Origin of the sequence: Methylobacillus gramineus (genome assembly GCF_020532675.1) — a bacterium.
Lineage (GTDB): Bacteria > Pseudomonadota > Gammaproteobacteria > Burkholderiales > Methylophilaceae > Methylobacillus > Methylobacillus gramineus.
In genome coordinates this window covers 1,525,026-1,543,746 of record NZ_JAJAVE010000001.1, presented here as the reverse complement: position 1 = coordinate 1,543,746, position 18,721 = coordinate 1,525,026, and the positions used below count along the sequence as shown (strand labels likewise).

At 49.2% G+C, this 18,721-nt stretch carries 24 protein-coding genes; 12 read left to right on the top strand and 12 right to left on the bottom strand.

The features are described 5' to 3' along the window. The first annotated feature begins 3 nt into the window (after positions 1-3). Genes LG201_RS07155 through LG201_RS07135 form a run of 5 tightly spaced genes read left to right on the top strand, consistent with a single transcriptional unit; the run spans position 4 to position 4,244 of the window. The gene (locus LG201_RS07155) at positions 4-867 is read left to right on the top strand and encodes a DUF58 domain-containing protein (protein WP_226771472.1); all 864 of its coding nucleotides are present in this window, start codon (positions 4-6) and stop codon (positions 865-867) included. Next, complete coding sequence (locus LG201_RS07150; protein ID WP_226771471.1) at positions 864-1,772, top strand: nonribosomal peptide synthetase MxaA; 909 nt, start codon at positions 864-866, stop codon at positions 1,770-1,772. The genes LG201_RS07155 and LG201_RS07150 overlap by 4 nt, the downstream gene beginning before the upstream one ends. Then, positions 1,769-2,749, top strand: coding sequence for a vWA domain-containing protein (locus LG201_RS07145; RefSeq protein WP_226771470.1), 981 nt, complete (start codon positions 1,769-1,771; stop codon positions 2,747-2,749). The genes LG201_RS07150 and LG201_RS07145 overlap by 4 nt, the downstream gene beginning before the upstream one ends. Next, positions 2,734-3,270, top strand: coding sequence for a hypothetical protein (locus tag LG201_RS07140; protein WP_226771469.1), 537 nt, complete (start codon positions 2,734-2,736; stop codon positions 3,268-3,270). Before LG201_RS07145 ends, LG201_RS07140 begins: the two co-directional genes overlap by 16 nt. After that, a complete protein-coding gene (locus LG201_RS07135; RefSeq protein WP_226771468.1) occupies positions 3,267-4,244 on the top strand; it encodes a vWA domain-containing protein in 978 nt (325 codons plus the stop codon). The genes LG201_RS07140 and LG201_RS07135 overlap by 4 nt, the downstream gene beginning before the upstream one ends. Before the next feature lie 33 nt (positions 4,245-4,277). Here LG201_RS07135 and LG201_RS07130 read toward each other — a convergent pair whose 3' ends face one another. The 5 genes from LG201_RS07130 to LG201_RS07110 all read right to left on the bottom strand — a co-directional run bounded on the left by LG201_RS07130 (position 4,278) and on the right by LG201_RS07110 (position 9,231). Further along, positions 4,278-5,753 (bottom strand): sodium:solute symporter family protein, encoded by a 1,476-nt coding sequence (locus LG201_RS07130; protein WP_226771467.1) that lies wholly within the window; start codon positions 5,751-5,753, stop codon positions 4,278-4,280. 129 nt (positions 5,754-5,882) lie between these two features. Further along, positions 5,883-7,427 carry a ubiquinone biosynthesis regulatory protein kinase UbiB gene (ubiB, locus tag LG201_RS07125; RefSeq protein ID WP_226771466.1) on the bottom strand — a complete coding sequence of 515 codons (1,545 nt, stop codon included), beginning with the start codon at positions 7,425-7,427 and terminating at the stop codon, positions 5,883-5,885. A gap of 21 nt (positions 7,428-7,448) precedes the next feature. Further along, positions 7,449-8,039, bottom strand: a complete 591-nt coding sequence (locus LG201_RS07120; RefSeq protein ID WP_226771465.1) for a ubiquinone biosynthesis accessory factor UbiJ — start codon at positions 8,037-8,039, stop codon at positions 7,449-7,451. A gap of 28 nt (positions 8,040-8,067) precedes the next feature. Next, positions 8,068-8,808 carry a bifunctional demethylmenaquinone methyltransferase/2-methoxy-6-polyprenyl-1,4-benzoquinol methylase UbiE gene (gene ubiE, locus LG201_RS07115; RefSeq protein ID WP_226771464.1) on the bottom strand — a complete coding sequence of 247 codons (741 nt, stop codon included), beginning with the start codon at positions 8,806-8,808 and terminating at the stop codon, positions 8,068-8,070. Between the two features lie 39 nt (positions 8,809-8,847). Beyond that, positions 8,848-9,231, bottom strand: coding sequence for a gamma-butyrobetaine hydroxylase-like domain-containing protein (locus LG201_RS07110; protein ID WP_226771463.1), 384 nt, complete (start codon positions 9,229-9,231; stop codon positions 8,848-8,850). A gap of 194 nt (positions 9,232-9,425) precedes the next feature. On the opposite strand from LG201_RS07110, the gene LG201_RS07105 reads away from it, so the two are divergent. From LG201_RS07105 to LG201_RS14375, 3 genes are read left to right on the top strand one after another with little or no spacing between them, the layout of a single operon-like run. Continuing rightward, the gene (locus tag LG201_RS07105; protein ID WP_226771462.1) at positions 9,426-11,384 is read left to right on the top strand and encodes a dynamin family protein; all 1,959 of its coding nucleotides are present in this window, start codon (positions 9,426-9,428) and stop codon (positions 11,382-11,384) included. Further along, positions 11,381-11,587: a cbb3-type cytochrome oxidase assembly protein CcoS gene (gene ccoS / locus LG201_RS07100; RefSeq protein WP_226771461.1), complete on the top strand. Its 207-nt coding sequence runs from the start codon at positions 11,381-11,383 to the stop codon at positions 11,585-11,587. The genes LG201_RS07105 and ccoS overlap by 4 nt, the downstream gene beginning before the upstream one ends. A 17-nt stretch (positions 11,588-11,604) precedes the next feature. Next, on the top strand, positions 11,605-11,733 hold the full coding sequence (locus tag LG201_RS14375) for a hypothetical protein (protein WP_264193271.1): 129 nt from the start codon (positions 11,605-11,607) through the stop codon (positions 11,731-11,733). Between the two features lie 77 nt (positions 11,734-11,810). On the opposite strand, the gene rpoH is transcribed toward LG201_RS14375, so the two are convergent. The 7 genes from rpoH to LG201_RS07070 form a co-directional block, all read right to left on the bottom strand. Next, positions 11,811-12,668 (bottom strand): RNA polymerase sigma factor RpoH, encoded by an 858-nt coding sequence (rpoH, locus tag LG201_RS07095; protein ID WP_226771460.1) that lies wholly within the window; start codon positions 12,666-12,668, stop codon positions 11,811-11,813. Between the two features lie 85 nt (positions 12,669-12,753). Next, positions 12,754-14,001, bottom strand: a complete 1,248-nt coding sequence (locus LG201_RS07090) for an MFS transporter (RefSeq protein ID WP_226771459.1) — start codon at positions 13,999-14,001, stop codon at positions 12,754-12,756. A 228-nt stretch (positions 14,002-14,229) separates the two neighbouring features. Beyond that, complete coding sequence (locus LG201_RS07085; RefSeq protein WP_226771458.1) at positions 14,230-15,063, bottom strand: oxidoreductase; 834 nt, start codon at positions 15,061-15,063, stop codon at positions 14,230-14,232. A gap of 102 nt (positions 15,064-15,165) precedes the next feature. After that, positions 15,166-15,348, bottom strand: coding sequence for a hypothetical protein (locus tag LG201_RS07080; protein WP_226771457.1), 183 nt, complete (start codon positions 15,346-15,348; stop codon positions 15,166-15,168). A 20-nt stretch (positions 15,349-15,368) separates the two neighbouring features. After that, the gene (locus tag LG201_RS07075) at positions 15,369-15,497 is read right to left on the bottom strand and encodes a TetR family transcriptional regulator (protein WP_226771456.1); all 129 of its coding nucleotides are present in this window, start codon (positions 15,495-15,497) and stop codon (positions 15,369-15,371) included. Then, entirely contained in the window at positions 15,494-15,622 is a 129-nt protein-coding gene (locus tag LG201_RS14370; RefSeq protein ID WP_264193270.1) for a hypothetical protein, read from the bottom strand. Before LG201_RS14370 ends, LG201_RS07075 begins: the two co-directional genes overlap by 4 nt. 262 nt (positions 15,623-15,884) lie before the next feature. Then, a complete protein-coding gene (locus LG201_RS07070; RefSeq protein ID WP_226771455.1) occupies positions 15,885-16,202 on the bottom strand; it encodes an ArsR/SmtB family transcription factor in 318 nt (105 codons plus the stop codon). 101 nt (positions 16,203-16,303) lie between these two features. Between LG201_RS07070 and LG201_RS07065 the strand changes: the two genes are divergently transcribed. From LG201_RS07065 to LG201_RS07050, 4 genes are all read left to right on the top strand, one after another. After that, positions 16,304-17,056, top strand: a complete 753-nt coding sequence (locus LG201_RS07065; RefSeq protein WP_226771454.1) for an SDR family NAD(P)-dependent oxidoreductase — start codon at positions 16,304-16,306, stop codon at positions 17,054-17,056. A gap of 107 nt (positions 17,057-17,163) precedes the next feature. Next, complete coding sequence (trxA, locus tag LG201_RS07060) at positions 17,164-17,490, top strand: thioredoxin TrxA (protein ID WP_226771453.1); 327 nt, start codon at positions 17,164-17,166, stop codon at positions 17,488-17,490. A 12-nt stretch (positions 17,491-17,502) separates the two neighbouring features. After that, positions 17,503-17,754, top strand: coding sequence for an ArsR family transcriptional regulator (locus LG201_RS07055; RefSeq protein WP_226771452.1), 252 nt, complete (start codon positions 17,503-17,505; stop codon positions 17,752-17,754). A gap of 331 nt (positions 17,755-18,085) precedes the next feature. Beyond that, on the top strand, positions 18,086-18,364 hold the full coding sequence (locus LG201_RS07050) for a hypothetical protein (RefSeq protein WP_226771451.1): 279 nt from the start codon (positions 18,086-18,088) through the stop codon (positions 18,362-18,364). Positions 18,365-18,721: the final 357 nt, after the last annotated feature.

Sequence of the window (18,721 nt, the reverse complement as noted above, 5' to 3'; positions counted from 1 at the left end):
CTCATGAACCCTGCTTACGTCAAGCCATTTGCCTACCAGATTCCCTGGAAGTCAGCCAGCGTGCACTCAGGTGATCATCTGGGTATACAGCGAGGTCTGGGCTTTGAATACAAGGGCAATACCTCCCTGGTGGATTACCCTGACCTCAGGCGTATGGATTTGCGACAGACCTTGCGTGACCCCTATGAGCAAGTCCAGGTGAGGCTGTTCAATCATGATTCGATTACACCAGTCTATGCCATTTGTGACTTGTCCAGCTCGATGCTGTTCAAGGGCGGGCGACGCAAGATAGAGCTGGTGATGGAAATTGCGGCATCCGTCGCTTGTTCTGTTTCTGATGAAAACGATATTTTCGGTTTGATTGGCTACGATCAGCATGTCCTGGATGACTATGTCTTGCCATTGAGTTACCAGGTACATGAGGCTCTGGAGCGTATTGGGTCGTTCTCTCAACTCAATAGTTGGGGCAAGGGATCTGCTGGCGTGCTTGAGGCAGCGCAGTACCTTAGCCAGAACAAAGGCCTGGTGTTCTGGATATCAGACTTCCATATGCCGCTTGCGATGATAGAACAGGCGATGAACATGTTTTCCCAGCATCAGGTGATACCGGTGGTGTTATGGCAGGAGCAAGAGTTTAACAAGCTGCCACGCTTTGGCTTGGGCACCATGATAGACCCTGAAACGGGCAGGGATCGCACCATTTTCTTTCGTGAGTCTATCCGTACCAAGTTTGTAGAGGCTTTTGCACAAAGGCGTTTGGCGCTGGAGGATTTGTTTCTGGCATTTGAAAGCCCCCCGCATTTTATCAGTGGCGAGTTCCATCCTGACGCCATGACCCAATACTTTGAAAAGTATATGACAGCATGAAAAAAGTAACGATTTTATGGTTAATGGTTGCCAGCCTGATCCTGTCAGCAGCAGGATATGCCGCTGAAGGCCCGGTCAATCTGGTGAGTGTGCTGAATCCTCGTATGACCACGGGCATCCATATCGGCGATGTCTTGCAGCGCGAGATACATCTGCAATCAAAAGCGCCTTATCAACTATCAACGACTGCGCTGCCGATCAAGGGGGAGCGAAATCAGGGTGTGGAGTTGGTGGATGTTGCCGTGCAAACAGACAAAGCAGGGGATGATAGCCGATATGTTGTCACATTGAGTTATCAAGTATTCAGTGCAGCAAAACAACCCAAAGTGCTGCGTTTGCCAGACACTGCCTTTGCATTCACAGGTGGCAAGGAGGCAGCAGCGGTCAATATTCCCGTATGGCAGTTCTGGTTCTCGCCCTTGGTGACTGGCAGCATTCATACTGCCAGAGACAATATCCAGCCACAAATGAAGCCATTTTTGATTGAAACTGACACTCACCAACTGCGATTCGGGCTAGCGCTAGCATTGATGCTGGCAGGATTGGTTGGCCTGGTTTATGTCAATGCAGACAAGCGCTGGTTGCCGTTCATGGGCGGCGAGTTTTCACGGGCGTATAGAAAATTGCGCAAGCTGCCGAGAACGCCCGGTCAGGAGCAACAGGCATTGCAACACGTGCACCAGGCATTCAATCAGGTGTATGGACGCTCACTATTCAGGCAAAACCTGGAGCAATTTTTTGCTGAGCATCCTGAGTATCGCCAGATGCAGGACGAAATTGATGCATTTTTTGCACGATCAGACACTGTACTCTTTACCACCCAGCCTGTTGATGCAGCCAAGTTTATCGAGGATACGCAGCAGTTCTCTCGCGCTTTGCGAGATTGTGAGCGGAGAGTGGCATGACCTTCCTCCATCCCTGGGCGTTATTGCTGTTGCCGCTTGCCATGGTGCCATTCTGGCTCAAGAGCCTGGAAGGGCAACGTTACTCCTGGCTGGAAATGGTGCCGGAGGACAGGTTTTCCGACCACATTAACCTGCTATTGAAAATCGTCACTGCCATCATTATTTTAAGTATCGTGCTGGCGATCGCTTCGCCGCAAGGCAGTGACAAGATCGTACGCAAGGTGGGCAAAGGTGCACAAACCGTGATGGTGATAGACCGTAGTGTGAGTATGGATCATCCTTTTGCCGGCGATGCTACCAGCGGGCGGGCAGGGGAGATCAAGTCTACGGCGGCTCGTCGCCTGATCACGCGCTTTATCGATTCCAGGCCGGATGACATGATGGGGGTGGTCGCATTCACCAATTCTGCCCTGTATGGCATGAAGATTACCTCCAATCGGGATGCGATACATGCCGCCATCAATGCGGCTACGAGTTCAGGTATCAACCAGACCAATATCGGGGCAGGCATTACGCAGGCAAGCACCTTGTTTGACAATATCCAGAGTTCTGGCTCACGTGCCATCATCCTGCTCTCAGACGGTGCCGGTAAGCTGAGTCCGCGAGTGAAGGAAAGGATCAAACAGGAAATCAAAACCAAAGGCATCAACCTGTATTGGATCGTGTTGCGCGAGCCGGATGATGTCAGCATTTTTGGCAAGCGAATCTATCCGCCAGACGATGGGCCAGCGGCCATACAGCTGGATCGGTTCTTTAAGTCGCTCAAGATTACTTACAAGGCTTACGAGGCGGATAACCCGGTGGCATTGCAAACGGCTATTCAGGATATTGATAGCCGAGAGAAAAATATTATCCAATATTCAGTGACGGTACCCGGCCATGATTATGCCCGCGACCTGATACTGCTGGCCATGATATTGAGCCTGGGCATGCTCGTCATCAAAAACTTCAGGGTGCATACATGGGAAACCGCATAAAAGGGATTAACCTCTTTCTCGGCTTGCTGCTATTGGCAGGGATGGCAGGGGCTATCTATGAAGGTAGTCAGTGGTGGCAGATTGAACAGGTGAATCAACAGATCAAGCAAGGTGGACTGATAGGCAGCGATGCCTATCCACTGCAAAAGAAATTGATGGCAGCTTACAAGTTGGGTCAGTCTGGTGACCACAAGCATGCGGTGCAGAGTTACAGCCAACTTCTGGAGACAGCTCCTGAGCAAACCGAGCAGGCATTGATTCAATACAACATTGGCAACAATCTATTATTGTCTGGCCTCAAGCGACGGCTGAATGACGATGGCAGTCTCAAGGACGAGGCCAAATATGATGTATCGCAAGCGCGGATTGCCTATGAGCAGGCATTGAGGCTGGATCCACCCTCACGTATCGCTAAATTCAATCTCAGCCTGCTGTTACTGGTATTGCCTGATGGAATACAAGGTCTGCAAAAGGAACAGGCAGGCATGGAGTTGAGTAATATTCCTGTAGGCCTGCCATGATCAAACTGTCTGTGAGTCATTGCTGGAGCTGGGTAAAAGACCATTACGAGTCAGCGCTGTACCTCGCTGTCGTTATCCTGCTCTTGCTGGCCATTTTCAAGCCGCAGATTCAGCTCAAGCAAGAGGTGCACAATTACTTACTGCTGGCGGATGTTTCACAAAGCATGAATGCGGAAGATGTCAAACTGGATGGCAAGAATGTGAGCCGTATTGCGTATACGCGCCATCTGATGCGTAAGCTGGTGGAGACTTCACCTTGCGGGACTTACTTTAGCTTGGGCGTGTTTGCCGCTGAGGATGTGGCCTTGCTGTTCATGCCGCTGGAAACCTGTGCCAATTATGACGTGATTGTGGATGCCATCGATCACCTCGAATGGCGCATGTCCTGGCGCGGCAATAGCCGCCTGAGCTTTGGCGTGAAAGGCGCTGCCAAGGTGTTTGATTCACTGAATGCGCCAGCTCGCTTGTTGTTTTTCACGGACGGGGATGAAGCCCCCAAGGTCAATGCAATCAATAAACTGGATCTTAGTGATTTGCAGATCGGTGAGAATGTAGTCTTTGTTGGAGTGGGGGGGAATCAGGATGTGCCTATTCCACGCTATAACTCCAATAATCAGTGGATAGGCTATTGGTCTTCTGATGCCAAGGAAAACTCAGCGGGAGCCGTGGGGATTACCTATAACGACACCAGCAAGGATGATCCGGATCCGCCAGTGGCTTCAGCCGACTACGACAGGTATTTATCCAAGCTGGACGCGGAATATTTACAGGTATTGGCAAAAGAGATTGATGGGCAGTATATCCATGGAGACGATGCTCCTGCGTTTTACAGTTTTGTGCAAAAGCAGAAACCGGCAGCCAGCTTTGTCACCGCCTATTCTGTACGCTGGATCTACATGTCGTTGGCATTGTTACTGATATTGGCGAGCTATCTACCCAACCTGATGGCAATCAGGAAATCCAGGGTAGCCTAAACCTCAAGATAGTGAGGTTGGCCTGATCGTGATTTACTTATGGTGCGGCACATGGGGATGTGCCGCATGGCTGTGCAGATAGCCTGCATGTTCCTGGCTTGTCCTGGCAATTTTCTGCGGGAGTAATGAGCCTGCAACCATCCCGACAATACTGACTGCCAGGCCTATGAGCTGTGCAGGTACCAGGCTTTGCTCGCCCACCAGCACTTCGATCAGGACCCAGGTAGTAATCCCGCCAATAATCGCAGCCAGTGCGCCCTGATTGGTGGCCCGTTTCCAGAATGCCCCGAAGAACAAAGGCACGAATGCGCCAGCCAGGGTAATTTTATAGGCGGATTCCACCATGCCAAAAATCGACATTTCCGAATTCAGCGCATACAACAGCACGCAAGCGGCGAAACCTACCAGGCAGATGCGCATGACCTTGAGAAACCCTTTGTCATCCAGGTGTGGCACATAGCCGCGTACGATATTCTCCGCAAAGGAGATGGATGGGGCAAGCAGGGTCGCTGATGAGCAACTCATGATGGCGGAGAGGACGGCACCAAAAAAGATCACCTGCGCAAACAGCGGCATATGTTGCAGAACCAAGGTAGGCAACACACGCTGTGAGTCCAGGTCTATCAGCTTGTTAAAGAATACCGGGTCGATGATGGTCGCTGAATAGGCGATGAACATGGGCACAAAGGTAAAGCAGAAATAGACAGAAGCCCCGAGCACGGATCCCCAAATGGCGACCTTGGCGCTTTTGGCCGAAGTGATGCGCTGAAACACGTCCTGTTGTGGAATCGACCCCAGCATCATCGTCATCCATGCGCCTATAAACGTGACCCAGAGCCATGGGTCTGCGGGAGGCAGGAATTCGAGCTTGCCGGCCAGTCGCGCATGCTCGATGACAGGCGCCACACCGCCGGTCATGCCCGAGACCATGTAGCCGATATAGAGCATGCCACCAATGATGACGGTCATCTGGACAAAATCGAGGATGGCTACAGACAGCATGCCGCCAAACGTTGTATAGGTCAGCACGATGGCGGTTCCCAGGATCATGCCGGCTTCCTGGCTGACAGCACCATCGGTGATGATATGGAAGATCAGGCCCAGCGCCTTGATCTGGGCTGCTACCCAGCCCAGATAAGAGACGACGATTGCGATGGTGGTGAGCACTTCTACGGTGCGGTTGTAGCGCATCCGGTAAAAGTCACCCAGGGTGATAATGTTGAGTTTGTATAGCTGGGTGCCAAAGAAGACACCTGCAATGACCAAACACATGCTGGATCCAAAGGGGTCTGCCACAATGCCATTCAGGCCGTCTTTGACGAAAGTGGCCGAGATGCCGAATACAGCTTCGGCGCCAAACCAGGTGGCAAACACGGTGGCCATGACGACAGGCAGGGGCAGGTGTCGTCCGGCAACGGCATAATCTTTGGTGGTTTTGACACGAGTGGCGGCAAACAGGCCGATGCTGATAGACACCAGGACGTAAAGAATGACAAACCAGATCAGCACTAAACCGGCCCTTTGCTAATAATGATCGATGAAATTGTGACGAGCTTATTTTTGGCTGGCAGATTCTAGCAAAAACTGGGCAAGACTGGCGACTTTCTCACGAAGAATCAACAGCCTTGTCGTCAGGGCTTATCCTGAATGTGTCGGCAGCCAGAATGTAGTGGCGAGCTGTAATATGACCAGCAATATCAATACCACGGCAATCAGGCGTAACCATCGGCTTTGGCGCTGATGTTCCTGCAGGATTAACTGCAATTCTATATTGCCAGGTGCATGCTCAAGGTTGCGCTCCAGTTGCTGGTGTAGCAAGCGTGGCATTTGCGGCAGTATCTTGCCCCAGTAAGGCAATTCAGCCTTGAGGTTATCCAATGCGCTGCGCCAGCCCATTTGCTCCGACATCCATCGCTCCAGATAGGGGCGCGCAGTTTTCCATAAATCCAGGTTGGGATCCAGGTCGCGTCCAAGGCCTTCCACATTCAGCAGGGTTTTCTGCAACATGGCCAGTTGCGGCTGGATTTCAACGCCAAACCGACGCGAAGTCTGAAACAGGCGCAGCAATACCTTGCCGAAAGAAATTTCCTTGAGCGGCTTGTCAAAAATGGGCTCACAGACGGCACGGATGGCAGTTTCAAATTCATCCAGCGGCGTATCCTTGGGGGCCCAGCCGGATTCGATATGGGCGCGGGCAACTTCTCTATAATCCCTGCGGAAAAAAGCCAGGAAGTTGCGAGCGAGGTATTGTTTATCCTGATCGCTCAATGTACCCATGATGCCAAAATCCAGTGCGACATAGCGACCATCTGCGGCAACCTGTACGTTACCGGGGTGCATATCTGCATGGAAGAAACCATCACGGAACACCTGGGTGAAGAAAATCTCTACCCCGTCGCGTGCCAGCTTGGGAATATCAACGCCAATCTCGCGCATGTAGGCGACCTGGCTGACTGGTGTGCCATTCATGCGCTCCATGACCATGACTTGCTCGTGGCACCAGTCCCAATAGACTTCAGGTACCAGCAGCAGGCGCTTGTCGGCAAAATTGCGGCCCAGCAGGCTGCAATTCGCTGCTTCCAGCATCAGGTCGAGTTCGCTGTGAATATGACGGGAAAATTCTGCGACCACTTCACGGGGCTTGAGGCGTTTGCCGTCTGAGGATAGGGTTTGCAATAGCCAGGCTGCTCCATCCAGCAGTCGCAAGTCTTTCTCAATGACGGTACTGATGCCAGGACGCAAAATCTTGACCGCGACCGGAGTACCTCCCGGCAGGATTGCAAAGTGCACCTGGGCCACTGATGCACTGGCAATCGGCTCAATATCAAACTGCTCAAAAACGTCCAGAATGGGTTTGCCAAAGGACGTTTCTATGATGGCCTGGACATCGCTGTAAGGGAAGGCGGGGACTCTATCCTGCAGCTTTGCCAGTTCGTCTGCTAGGTCAAGCGGGATCAGGTCGCGGCGGGTGGAAAGCATCTGGCCGAACTTGACGAAAATAGGGCCTAAAGATTCCAGGGCAAGCCTTAATCTTTCTCCTCTGGGGCTGGAGGTGTTGCGCCAGAATAACAGCAGGTTGACAGGGCGTTGCAAGGGGCGCAGGCGGGTGTGCCCCAGCATAAATTCATCAAGACCAAAGCGCAGGGTGACAAAGATGATGTTGAATAGCCGGATAAAACGCATCGCGAATAAAGTCTTTCTGGATTAGCTGTTAGTCGCAGAGGAGCGGGATTGAAGCTTTTGGATGCGTTTTTCAAGACGCTCAGTATCTTCGTGCAGGATATCCACGTTTTGCAAAAACTGGTTGATATGCCGTTTTTTTGCAATCAATGGCATTTCTTCCTGCCAATATTCGGCAAACATGCCCGCGACGCTGATACTTTTTTTCCTGACCTGTTCTACTGCATTGCGGCCAAATTTGGCGATTTCGTGGGCTGGTACATCTCCCACAATGTGACTCAGGTCTTCTTCATATTCCCAGGACATGCCTTGTAGTATGCGCGAAAGGGCAGTGGCAAATTCTGTATCCCCCTCGATGACGGCTTGTGCACCAGCTGTTTCATCACCAGACAGTATCCGTAAAGCAACGGGTAGCGAAATCGTGATGGTGGCATCAGTGATGGCCGCCTCACCTGCGATCGCCAGCCCGCCATCCTCCAGAACTGCAACGGTTGCACTCAGGGGCTGGATGATGAAGCGTGCGTTCTTGCCACCAAAAGGGTGTAGCAGGCTGCGTGCCCAGCTGTTCTGTGTCAGCAGGTGGTTGAGTAGGCGTGTTAAGACAGGCTTGAGCATGGGCTTGATTTCTATATTCTGTTCGTGATCAGGTTTTCCAGCCTTTGTGCAGGGCGACAACCCCTGCGGCCAGATTGTAATAGTCAACTTTACCCAACCCGGCTTCCAGCATCATGTGCTTCAGGGTTTCCTGATCCGGGTGCATGCGAATAGATTCAGCAAGGTAGCGATAGCTATCTGCATCATTGGCAAACAGCTTACCCATGAAGGGCAGCAGCTTGAATGAATAGGCATCATAAAGCGGTGCCAATGGCTTCCATACCTGAGAAAATTCCAGGACCAGCAAGCGGCCACCAGTCTTGAGCACACGCTGCATCTCGGCCAGCGCCTTGTCTTTATGCGTCATATTGCGCAAGCCAAATGCGACAATCACGCAGTCAAAATATTGGTCCGGGAAAGGCAGTTTTTCTGCATCACATTGCAATGCAGGCACAGCCTTGCCTTCATCTATGAGGCGATCACGGCCCACAGCCAGCATTGAGGCATTGATGTCGGTGAGTATCACTTGGCCATCCGGCCCGACTTTGTTCGAAAACAGACGGGAAAGATCACCGCTACCACCCGCAACATCCAGTACGCGGTCACCAGCTTTGACTCCGCTAATTTCCACCGTGAAACGCTTCCATGCCCGGTGCAGGCCCGCTGACATGACATCATTCATCAGGTCATATTTTCTGGCCACGGAGTGAAATACTTCGCCTACCTTGCGGGCCTTGTCTCTTTCATCCACGGTCTCGAAGCCGAAGTGGGTTTTTGTATTGTCGCTCATCTTTTAATTTCCAAGTTGTCGCCGCTGACTATATTGTAATTACTGGTTTTCAGGGCTACGGTTAGCATTGGAGGCCTCTAGCCTCTCTATATACTTTTGCCATAGGGCATCATGATTTTCCAGCAATTCATACAGGTAGTCCCATGAGTAGAGGCCGCTGTTGTGACCATCAGTGAAGGTCAGTTTTACGGCATAGTGACCTATAGGTTCAATTGCCGTGATATTGACGTCCTGCTTGCCGGTTTGTAGCACTTCCTGACCTGCCCCGTGACCTCGTACTTCTGCGGAAGGCGAGTACACGCGGAGAAATTCACAGGAGAGGGTGCCACTCAATCCATTGTCAAAAGAGATATCCAGTTTGCGCGATGCCTGATGCAGGCGGATATCTGTGGGACGAGGGGAATCTGGACTCAAGCCGCTCATGTCTGTCGTGCCGGAAAATGCTAAAAGGCGATGATAGCAGAATGTGCAATCAGCCTTCAAAATACCGTCTGTCCGTACAATGTTTCCGCTTGTCCGGATACCGCTTCAACTATATGTATTAGCTGTATGATTCATTTGATTATTTACACAACCATGCTAGAGTGCTAGCTAAATAAAAAGCATCGGGGGGTGCTATGGCAGGTAATAAGCTGACACGTCATTTTGAGGTGTATACGGAGTGGCGTAAAGCCTTGGTGGAGACGATTTGCGACTATCGCAACTGGCTCAATGAGCAAGAGTTGAACGATGCGCAATTGGAGTTGCGTCTGCAACAACTGCTTGAGCGCTTGCGTGAGGACAAACTCAATGTGGCATTTGTTGCCGAATTTTCACGCGGAAAGTCTGAGTTAATCAACGCCATTTTTTTCCCCGATTATGGTCAACGCCTGCTTCCCTCCAGCGCCGGGCGTACCACGATGTGTCCCACCGAGTTACTTTACGACGCCACCAAGCCAACCTCCCTGCAATTGCTTCCGATAGAAACCCGTACGTCTGACGCTACCACGACTGAATACAAGCGCTATCCGGAAGAGTGGACTGCTCTCCCGTTTGATGTAGCCAATAGCGACAGCATGGTGGAGGTGTTCAAGGAGGTGAGTCGCACCAAGCGTGTGACGGTTGAAGAAGCAGAGCGCTATGGCCTGTTTGATGCCAATAGTGCAGACGATGCTCTGAGCCTCAATAGTGATGGCAGTGTGGATATTCCATGCTGGCGTTATGCGGTGATTAATTTTCCTCACCCCTTGCTTGAACAGGGGTTGGTGATTCTTGATACCCCTGGCCTGAATGCGATTGGTACTGAGCCTGAATTGACCCTGAACATGCTGCCCAATGCCCATGCCGTCTTGTTTATTCTGGCAGCGGATACCGGGGTGACCAAGTCTGAAATCGATGTCTGGCGCCAGTACATCAGCGGAACGCGCTGGAAGCAAAAAGGGCGTTTGGCGGTGCTGAACAAAATCGATGGTTTGTGGGATGAGCTGCGCGACGATGAAGAGATTAGCCGTGAGATCAACAAGCAAACCAGGTCCAGTGCAGAATTGCTCGGCTTGCAGGAAAGCCAGATTTTCCCAATCTCAGCCCAGAAAGGTCTGTTGGCCAAAATTGCTGGCGATGATGACTTGCTTGCCCGGAGTGGTCTGCCAGCACTTGAGAAGGCTTTATCGGATGAGTTGATTCCTTCCAAAAAGGAAATTGTCCGGGACAATACCCAAAGTGAGATAGATGATCTGGTTGGGAATTCCAACCTGATTCTGGATGCGCGACTTGCCAGCTTGAATGAGCAGCTGGAGGAATTGCGTGGCTTGCGTGGCAAGAACGAAGACGTCATTGAACATATGATGAACAAGGTCAAGGTTGACAAGGAAATCTTCGAAAAAGGGCTGCAGCGCTTTCAGGCCTTGCGTAGCGTATTCTCGCAACAAACCAATAAGCTATTTACCCTGCTCGGTATGGAAGCACTCAAAGTGCATGTGACCAATACCCGCAATACCATGATCAGTGCCAGTTTTACTAAGAGTATCCGTACTGCCATGGATGGCTTTTTTGCTGATCTCAGGGACAGGCTGGTGCAGTCTGATACTCAGATTGACGAGATCAAGCGCATGATGGATGCCATGTATGAAAAATTTGCCAAGGATCATGGCTTGCGTAAAGCAGAGCCGCCGGCATTCTCGACACTACGTTACCAGAAAGAGTTGGCAAAGCTGGAACGAGCGTATCGAGAACAATTCAATACAGCATTGAATATGATTACGAACGAAAAAATGACATTGACGTCTAAATTTTTCGAGACCTTGGCGAGCCGTGTGATCCATGTGTATGAAGTCGCCAATCATGATGTGGAAAACTGGCTCAAGGCAGTGATTGCGCCAATGGAGTCTCAAGTACGTGAGCATCAACTGCAATTGCGTAGACGTCTGGAAAGTATCAAGCGTATCTATAAGGCCACGGATACCTTGGAAGACCGTATTGGCGAGCTTGAAACTATAGAGAAAAGCATACAGGCACAAATGGCTGACCTCAAAGTGCTACGCCAGCATATGCATAATGCGCTTCATTTCGAGGAGGCTTTGGAGGAAAACGCTGCATGAATCTATCGGGACTATTACTCCAGCTAGGATTAACCTTTGTATTCATCGGGTTCGCTGCCGTGGGTATTCTTTGGGCAATCAAGAACGGGCAATATGACGATCTAGAGGGTCCTGCCCAGCGTATCCTGATGGACGATGATGACCCCATGATTCCCTTTAACCACTTGAAGCATGTGGCTAATCAGAATAAAATTCAGAAATAACTTGCTGGGGAACAATCATGAGCACTACTACAGATAACGATAGCTTCAAGTCCTACTTCACTTTTGAGAACCTGCCATTGACCATTACCATCGGTCTCATCACGATGTCATGGCTGAGTGTGCTGTCAGTGATCATCTTTGCTTGATCAATAGATTCAGGTAATAAAAAAGGCTGCATATGCAGCCTTTTTTATTACCTGTTTTATACTACTTCACTTAGCATTTAAGCTGGGGTGAGGAAGCCTTTCATCTGCTTCATGGCCTTTTGCTCGATCTGGCGGATACGTTCCGCAGAAACACCAAACTCTGCTGCCAATTCATGCAGTGTCGAGGAGCTATCCTCTTGTAACCAGCGAGCCTCAACGATCCGACGGCTACGTTCATCCAGATTTGCCAGTGCTGTTGCCAGGCCGGAGGCCTGCAAGCGCTCAGCTTCTTGCTCGGCTAGCAGTTCTGACGGCTCAGCATTTGTGTCCTGCAGATAGGAAATCGGGCTGAATATATCTTCACTATCATCATCGGTGTTACCCTCCAGCGAGATTTCGTGCCCGGACATGCGGGACTCCATCTCCAGCACTTCCTCAGGTTTTACATTCAGCTCGCGTGCAATATGCTCAATTTCGTCAGATTGCAAACTTGCTGCATGACCTTTTTTCATGCTGCGCAGATTGAAGAATAGTTTACGTTGGGCCTTGGTGGTAGCCACCTTGACCAAGCGCCAATTGCGCACGATATATTCATGCATCTCGGCTTTAATCCAATGCATGGCGAAAGACACCAGACGTACACCGCGTTCAGGATCAAAGCGCCGGACCGCTTTCATCAAGCCGATATTACCTTCCTGGATCAGGTCAGCCTGTGGCAAACCATAACCGGAGTAGCCGCGGGCGATGCTGGCAACCAGACGCAAATGCGACACTACCAGCGTTTTTGCCGCTTCAAGATCATTTTCCTTGTGCAGGCGTGTAGCCAAGCTATGCTCCTCCTCTGCTGTCAGCACAGGAAAAGTCTTGATCGTACGCATGTACTGATCAAGGCTGTCAAAGGAAGAAATAGCAGGTAATGTCATGGCGTTGCTCATGTTGGAAACCTCTCTCATGAAAACAATTTTAGCACTCCGGGTTGGAGAGTGCTAGTGGCAAAAAGTTCAGATAGATGCAATTTTGCTATTCATTGGATTGGATGCTGCTCTCATGCGTCAGCTGTTTACTAAGTGATAGGTTGGGGTGAGACTCCCGGATAGGCAGGTTGACCAGCGCTGCAATGCAAGCAAGCACGATATCTGCATACCACATCCACTCATAGCTGCCCGTTTGTACTAGCGTAATGCCGCCCAGCCAGGCCCCAAAAAAACCACCAATTTGGTGACTAAATAAAGTGAAACCAAACAGGGTCGCTAAATAGCGAGGCCCAAATAACTTGCCTACCAACCCCGCTGTTGGCGGGACCGTGGCTAGCCAGGTGAGGCCAAGTACAGCCGCAAATATGTAGAAAGTAAGCTCAGTCTTGGGGGCTAGCAAATAGATGGCAATTGCAACCGCACGCGAACCGTACATCCAAAACAAAATCATCTTCATACGCCTGGTTTGTCCTAGCCAGCCAGCGCCAATGCTGCCAATTACATTGGCCAGCCCAATAATAGCTAATGATGCTGCGCCCACCGATGCTGATAAGCTGCACAGGCTTACTTCGCCTGGAAGATGGGTCACTAAAAAAGCAATGTGGAAACCACAGGTCAAGAATCCTATATTCAAGCAAATGTAGCTGCGGTCTTTAAAGGCAAGACTAAGCTGCTGGCCCAGGGTGATACCTTCAGCCTGAGCGACTGCGCGCTTTTCAGCGACACCTTTGTTTTCACGTAGTGGTAGTGCTAAAAGGATGGCAGTCAGCGAAGTTGCAGCCAATGCAAACAAAGCAATGACCCAATTAAATGTATGAATCAGTGCCTGGGTCAGTGGCGCAAATATGAACTGCCCCATGGAGCCACCGGCATTGATAAATCCAGCGGCAGTAGATCGACGCTCTGCCGGTAATCTCTGTGCTGCTGCGCCGATCAAAATGGAGAAACTGCCTGCACCGGCCCCCACTGCGCTGAGAATCCCTACTGCAAAGACCAAGCCAAATGCAGAGTCCATAAAGGGGGTGATCGCCAAACCTGCTGCCAGTAATACAGTGCCCAGTACGATAACCTTGAATGAGCCAACGCGGTCTGCAAGCATGCCAAACAGGGGTTGAGCCGCTCCCCATGCAAATTGGGCAATGGCCATGGCAAAGCTCACCGTCACAATACCCAGCCTGGTTGAGGTATTTAATGGGGATACGAATAAGCCCATAGACTGCCGTATCCCCATGGTGACGGCCAAAATAGCCGCCGCTGATATTACCAATGTCCAGAATGTTCGTTGTGCCGTCATAGATGTGATTATTTTATGTGTAGGAAGCGACTATCCAATCACTTTTACTATGGACTTTCCTTTAGCGCGACCTGTATCTATATCCGCCAATGCTTCCTGAATCCATGAAAACAGGAGTTCAGGATCTACGATGGGATAATAGCCCTGGCTTCGCAACGTTTCTTATAGGTTTCTTATAGGTTTCTTATAGGTTTCTTATAGGTTTCTTATAGGTTTCTTATAGGTTTCTTATAGGTTCCTCGCTATGTGGTCTGGCGTATCCAGTTTTAATTCTTTACGAATGCCTATATCCACTAATGAAGCCGGTGCGAATTTTCTCAATAAGCTCAGGCGAGCAGCTAATTTTCCGGCTGTGTAGCGTAGCTTAGGCTGCTTGGCGTTGGCTGCTTTGAGTACCACATTGGCTACAATGGCTGGATTATCACCTCCTTGCACAGCAATTTTCACTAATTTGGCCACTGCTTGCCGAGCGGCGTTATATTCAGGAATCTTGCTATCGACTTCTTGAGTATTGCTATCAAACTGTGTATTGGTATAGGCAGGCTCTATGATGGAAACTCGAATCCCTCTAGTACGTAATTCATGGTCTAACGATTCTGAATATCCTTCTACTGCATGCTTGGTTGCGGCATATAGCGCCATGTAAGGGGCAGGCAAGAACCCTAATACCGAGCCGATATTGATGATTCGTCCTGTTCCCTGCTTGCGCATATGGGGTACAACTGCACGTGTCATGCGGACAATACCAAAAAAATTGGTGTCAAAAATCGATTTTCCTTGTTCTATCGAGCTTTCTTCTGCACCTCCTGGAGCAACACCGAAACCGGCATTGTTCACCAATAAATCTATTCGTCCTTCGGTCTTGATGATTTCATTGATGGCAGCCTCGATAGATTCCTCGCTATTTACATCTAAGGAAATCAGCTTAAATGAACCCTTAGTGATTTGCGCGCCTCTGCGACTCGTTCCATAAACCTTGTACCCAGAGTTTGCCAGTAGCTCTGCTGTGGCTTCACCAATGCCTGATGATGCGCCTGTCACAATTGCGATCTTTTTATTCACGATACATCTCCTGTTTTATATTTGAACCTGAAACAATATGTTAATTTTATATGACGAATATCATATTTATATTTAAAAAAAGCCAATGTGGCTAAAATATCTTCAACCTTCCTGAGATGCATACAGCTTTAATGCTGCTTTGCGAAAAGCATCACACAGTTCAGGATCATCTACCGCAAGAGCTAACATCAATGTACCTACCATCGTGGATATCATTAAAGGCGCTGCTTCATGAGCGTTTGACTCTGTTTGTTCAGATAATCGACTTTCAATGAGTGCGGTCATTTCCTTGATCTGGAGATACCTTAGAGAGTATATGCTCTGCCCGTTACGATCGTCTGCGCCCCAGCTATATCTGCTGCATCTGCAAGCATTGCATCCATGGAAGAAAAATGAGCATAAAACCCTCCATGAGTGAGCCCAGCTTCTTTCATGATGTCAGCAACACCATGCCATCGTAGCCACTTCTACGAATTGCCCGTGCTACGGTTTCTACAATGCGGTTATGGGTCAGTGCTTTGCGATTGGAAGTGCTGTGTTTTGTCGTGGCATGTTTCATGAAGTGTATAATATATGATGCCAATCATATATTGCAAACATTATGTTGATAAAGTGGAAAGTATAATGCCGCTCGGTTTTCTTCATGAAATGCTTGCAGCGCCTGCTCGGCGAAGGATATTGTCGGGAGGTCGGCCTGAATCAGTAGATACTTCCTTGATCCCTGCAGTATAGAAATGTTGACTGATATTGTGAGGTCAATCTACAGCACTTCATTTGCTAATAGGAGTAGCTTAGTTGCCTACTAGGTATATCCTCAATCGCTACTTTGCTTTGGATAAATCCAGGATCAAAGCGAGCAATCCTGGAAAACGTTCGTTGATTTCCTCTGCTCGCACTATATTTTGATTCTCAACCCCTTTTTTAGTGGTACGTATCAGGCCAGCTTCACGCAACATGCGAAAGTGATGGGAAAGGGTAGATTTTGCCATGTTGGGGCAGGGCGCAGCTTCTGAGCAAGACATGCAGCCTTCAACGTTCATCAGGCTTCTCATGATTTGAAGCCGCATGGGATCTGCCAGTGCGCCCAGCAGGCCTTCGAGGGTGATGTCTTCTTTTGAGGGGTGAACAAATTGAACCATAGCAACAATTCTAACATTCTCGTTGACATTAGTACATTAGTTCAATAATAATGAATTAATGTACTAATTAATCTAATTCAAATTTAAATTGGAGAAACCACATGAGCAAGAAATTAGAAGGTAAGGTCGCTGTTGTGACAGGAGCATCTAAAGGGATTGGTGCTGCTATTGCCAAAGCACTCGCGGCAGAGGGGGCTTCCGTCATTGTCAACTATGCTTCAAGTAAAGAAGGCGCTGACAAGGTAGTCGCAGATATTGCCAAGCAAGGTGGTCAGGCGGTAGCTGTTCAAGCGGATGTGTCAAAGCAGGCAGACATCACTCAGCTGTTCAGCGAAACAAAATCGATTTATGGACAACTGGATATTCTGGTCAACAATGCAGGTGTGTATGAATTTGCACCACTGGAGCAAGTCAGTGAAGAGCATTTTCATAAACAGTTCAATTTAAACGTGCTGGGATTATTGCTCACCACCAAGGAAGCGCTGGCACTATTTAGTGCTGCGGGCGGTAGCGTGATCAATATCAGTTCTGCCGTGACCACACTTTTTCCCCCTAATTCCTCTGTATACACAGCCACAAAAGGGGCTGTTGACTCCTTGACTGGTGTCCTCGCTAAAGAGTTGGGTTCCCGCAAGATTCGAGTCAATGCTATTAACCCTGGGCTGATCGCGACCGAGGGTACCCACACAGGTGGGTTTGCGGAAGGGGATATGAAGGCATGGGTTGAAACATCAGCGCCACTGGCACGCATCGGGCAGGTAGATGATATTGCACCAACTGCTGTCTATCTTGCGTCTGAAGATTCTAAATACATTACAGGGGCAACCATCAACATTGCAGGTGGTATGAAATAACGGAGCAATCACTGCGAGAATGTCGGGCGGCGGTGTAGATACGTCATTGGAGCTCCGCCTAGTGTTCCTGATTTTTAAGCTACAACCTTACAACTGGAGGCCACATCATGAGTCATCATATTGTCTACACAACGGATGGCAAGTTTGCTGAAGATGTTTTGCAGGCTGAGTTGCCTGTGCTGGTAGATTATTGGGCAGAATGGTGCGGGCCATGCAAAATGATTGCGCCTGTATTGGACGAGGTTGCACAACATTATGCTGGCCGCCTAATCGTTGCAAAGTTAAATATCGATGAAAACCCGGAGACAGCGCCCCAGTATGGGATCCGTGGTATACCTACACTTATGTTGTTTAAGAATGGTAGCGTGCATGCCACCAAGGTCGGAGCACTTTCTCAAAGCCAGTTAGAGGCATTTATTGACAGCAATATTTAAATGGAGGCTTGTATGCAGGCAATCGTTGAACATTTAGAAAAGTATGGGGAGCAAATAGATAAGGATATTGCTCAGCGAACAGGCCTATCCCTTGCTACGGTTCGCACCCTGTTGACTGAGATGGAAAAGAGCGGGGAAGTCGTCAGCTGCAAAATCACAAAATATGTAGATGGCAAGAAAGTAGAAGGAATCAGCTGTAGATTGAAGGGCTATATTCCCAAGCAGAGTGGCGGGCGACCTGCCAAGGTACAGATTAGCTTGTGATCTGTGCTGTTGTCTCAATGTCCTATTTCCACACAATCCTCACCTTTAAGGTCGATAGCGTTTTATTCATGCAATAAAAGACAGCTAACAAGCCAATTCAGGTAAGAGATATGTGGTTGAGTGTAGTATTGATATTGGGAGGTGTGAATCCACTTCATGGCGCATTAAAGAAGAGATACCTCTAACATGCCTGCATACTCCCAGGGTGGCTGACACAAAAGCATCATGATATTGAAATATTAAGTAGTTAGCCTGCTAGCTAATGTTCATAAAACCGCAATATTTCTTACCCATTCATGAAGTATTGAACTGTCAACGAGAGAGAGCCATCGTGAAAGTCAAATCTTGCAAAGCCGATTATCTATCCAAAGCCCAGAATCTCAGTATGAAGAAAGCAGAGCGCCTGATGTCAAGAATGAGCTTCAAGCTACAGAGCCAACTCATCAAGGATGGCACGCCAGTCGATGAAATTCTTGGCATACAGCTCGAAATTGAGGATGAGCAGCTAACGGCGTGGCGAGAAATGATCGCGCTGATCCGCAAAGATGATCTCTTGCTGCAGAAACTTGTTAAAAGCCCGGAGTCCTCCGCTCAGGGATTGGCATCCTGAGTGCTGTGACTCAAGATTTTTATACATGGCATTATCTAAGCAGGTAATCAGCACTCGAGAGCACCGTGCACTAAAGGTATTTTCAGCATCCCGCACTATTCAGTGCTGGCAGTAGAGTATCGTACTGAATACCATCGACTGATCCTTCATATTCCCTTTAAGCAACATGGCAGACATCACGACTCCAATCGATATCACGCATGGAGCATGCCGAGCACGTAGCTCTATGTCGAGGATAGGTGGATTGTGTGTAACTGTCTGATTATTAATGAGTGATTGTGATATCCAACACATTGCAAACTGATTAAATAGGAATGTCTCATTTTTGAGACGCTTGTTTTTCTTTATAAAACAATT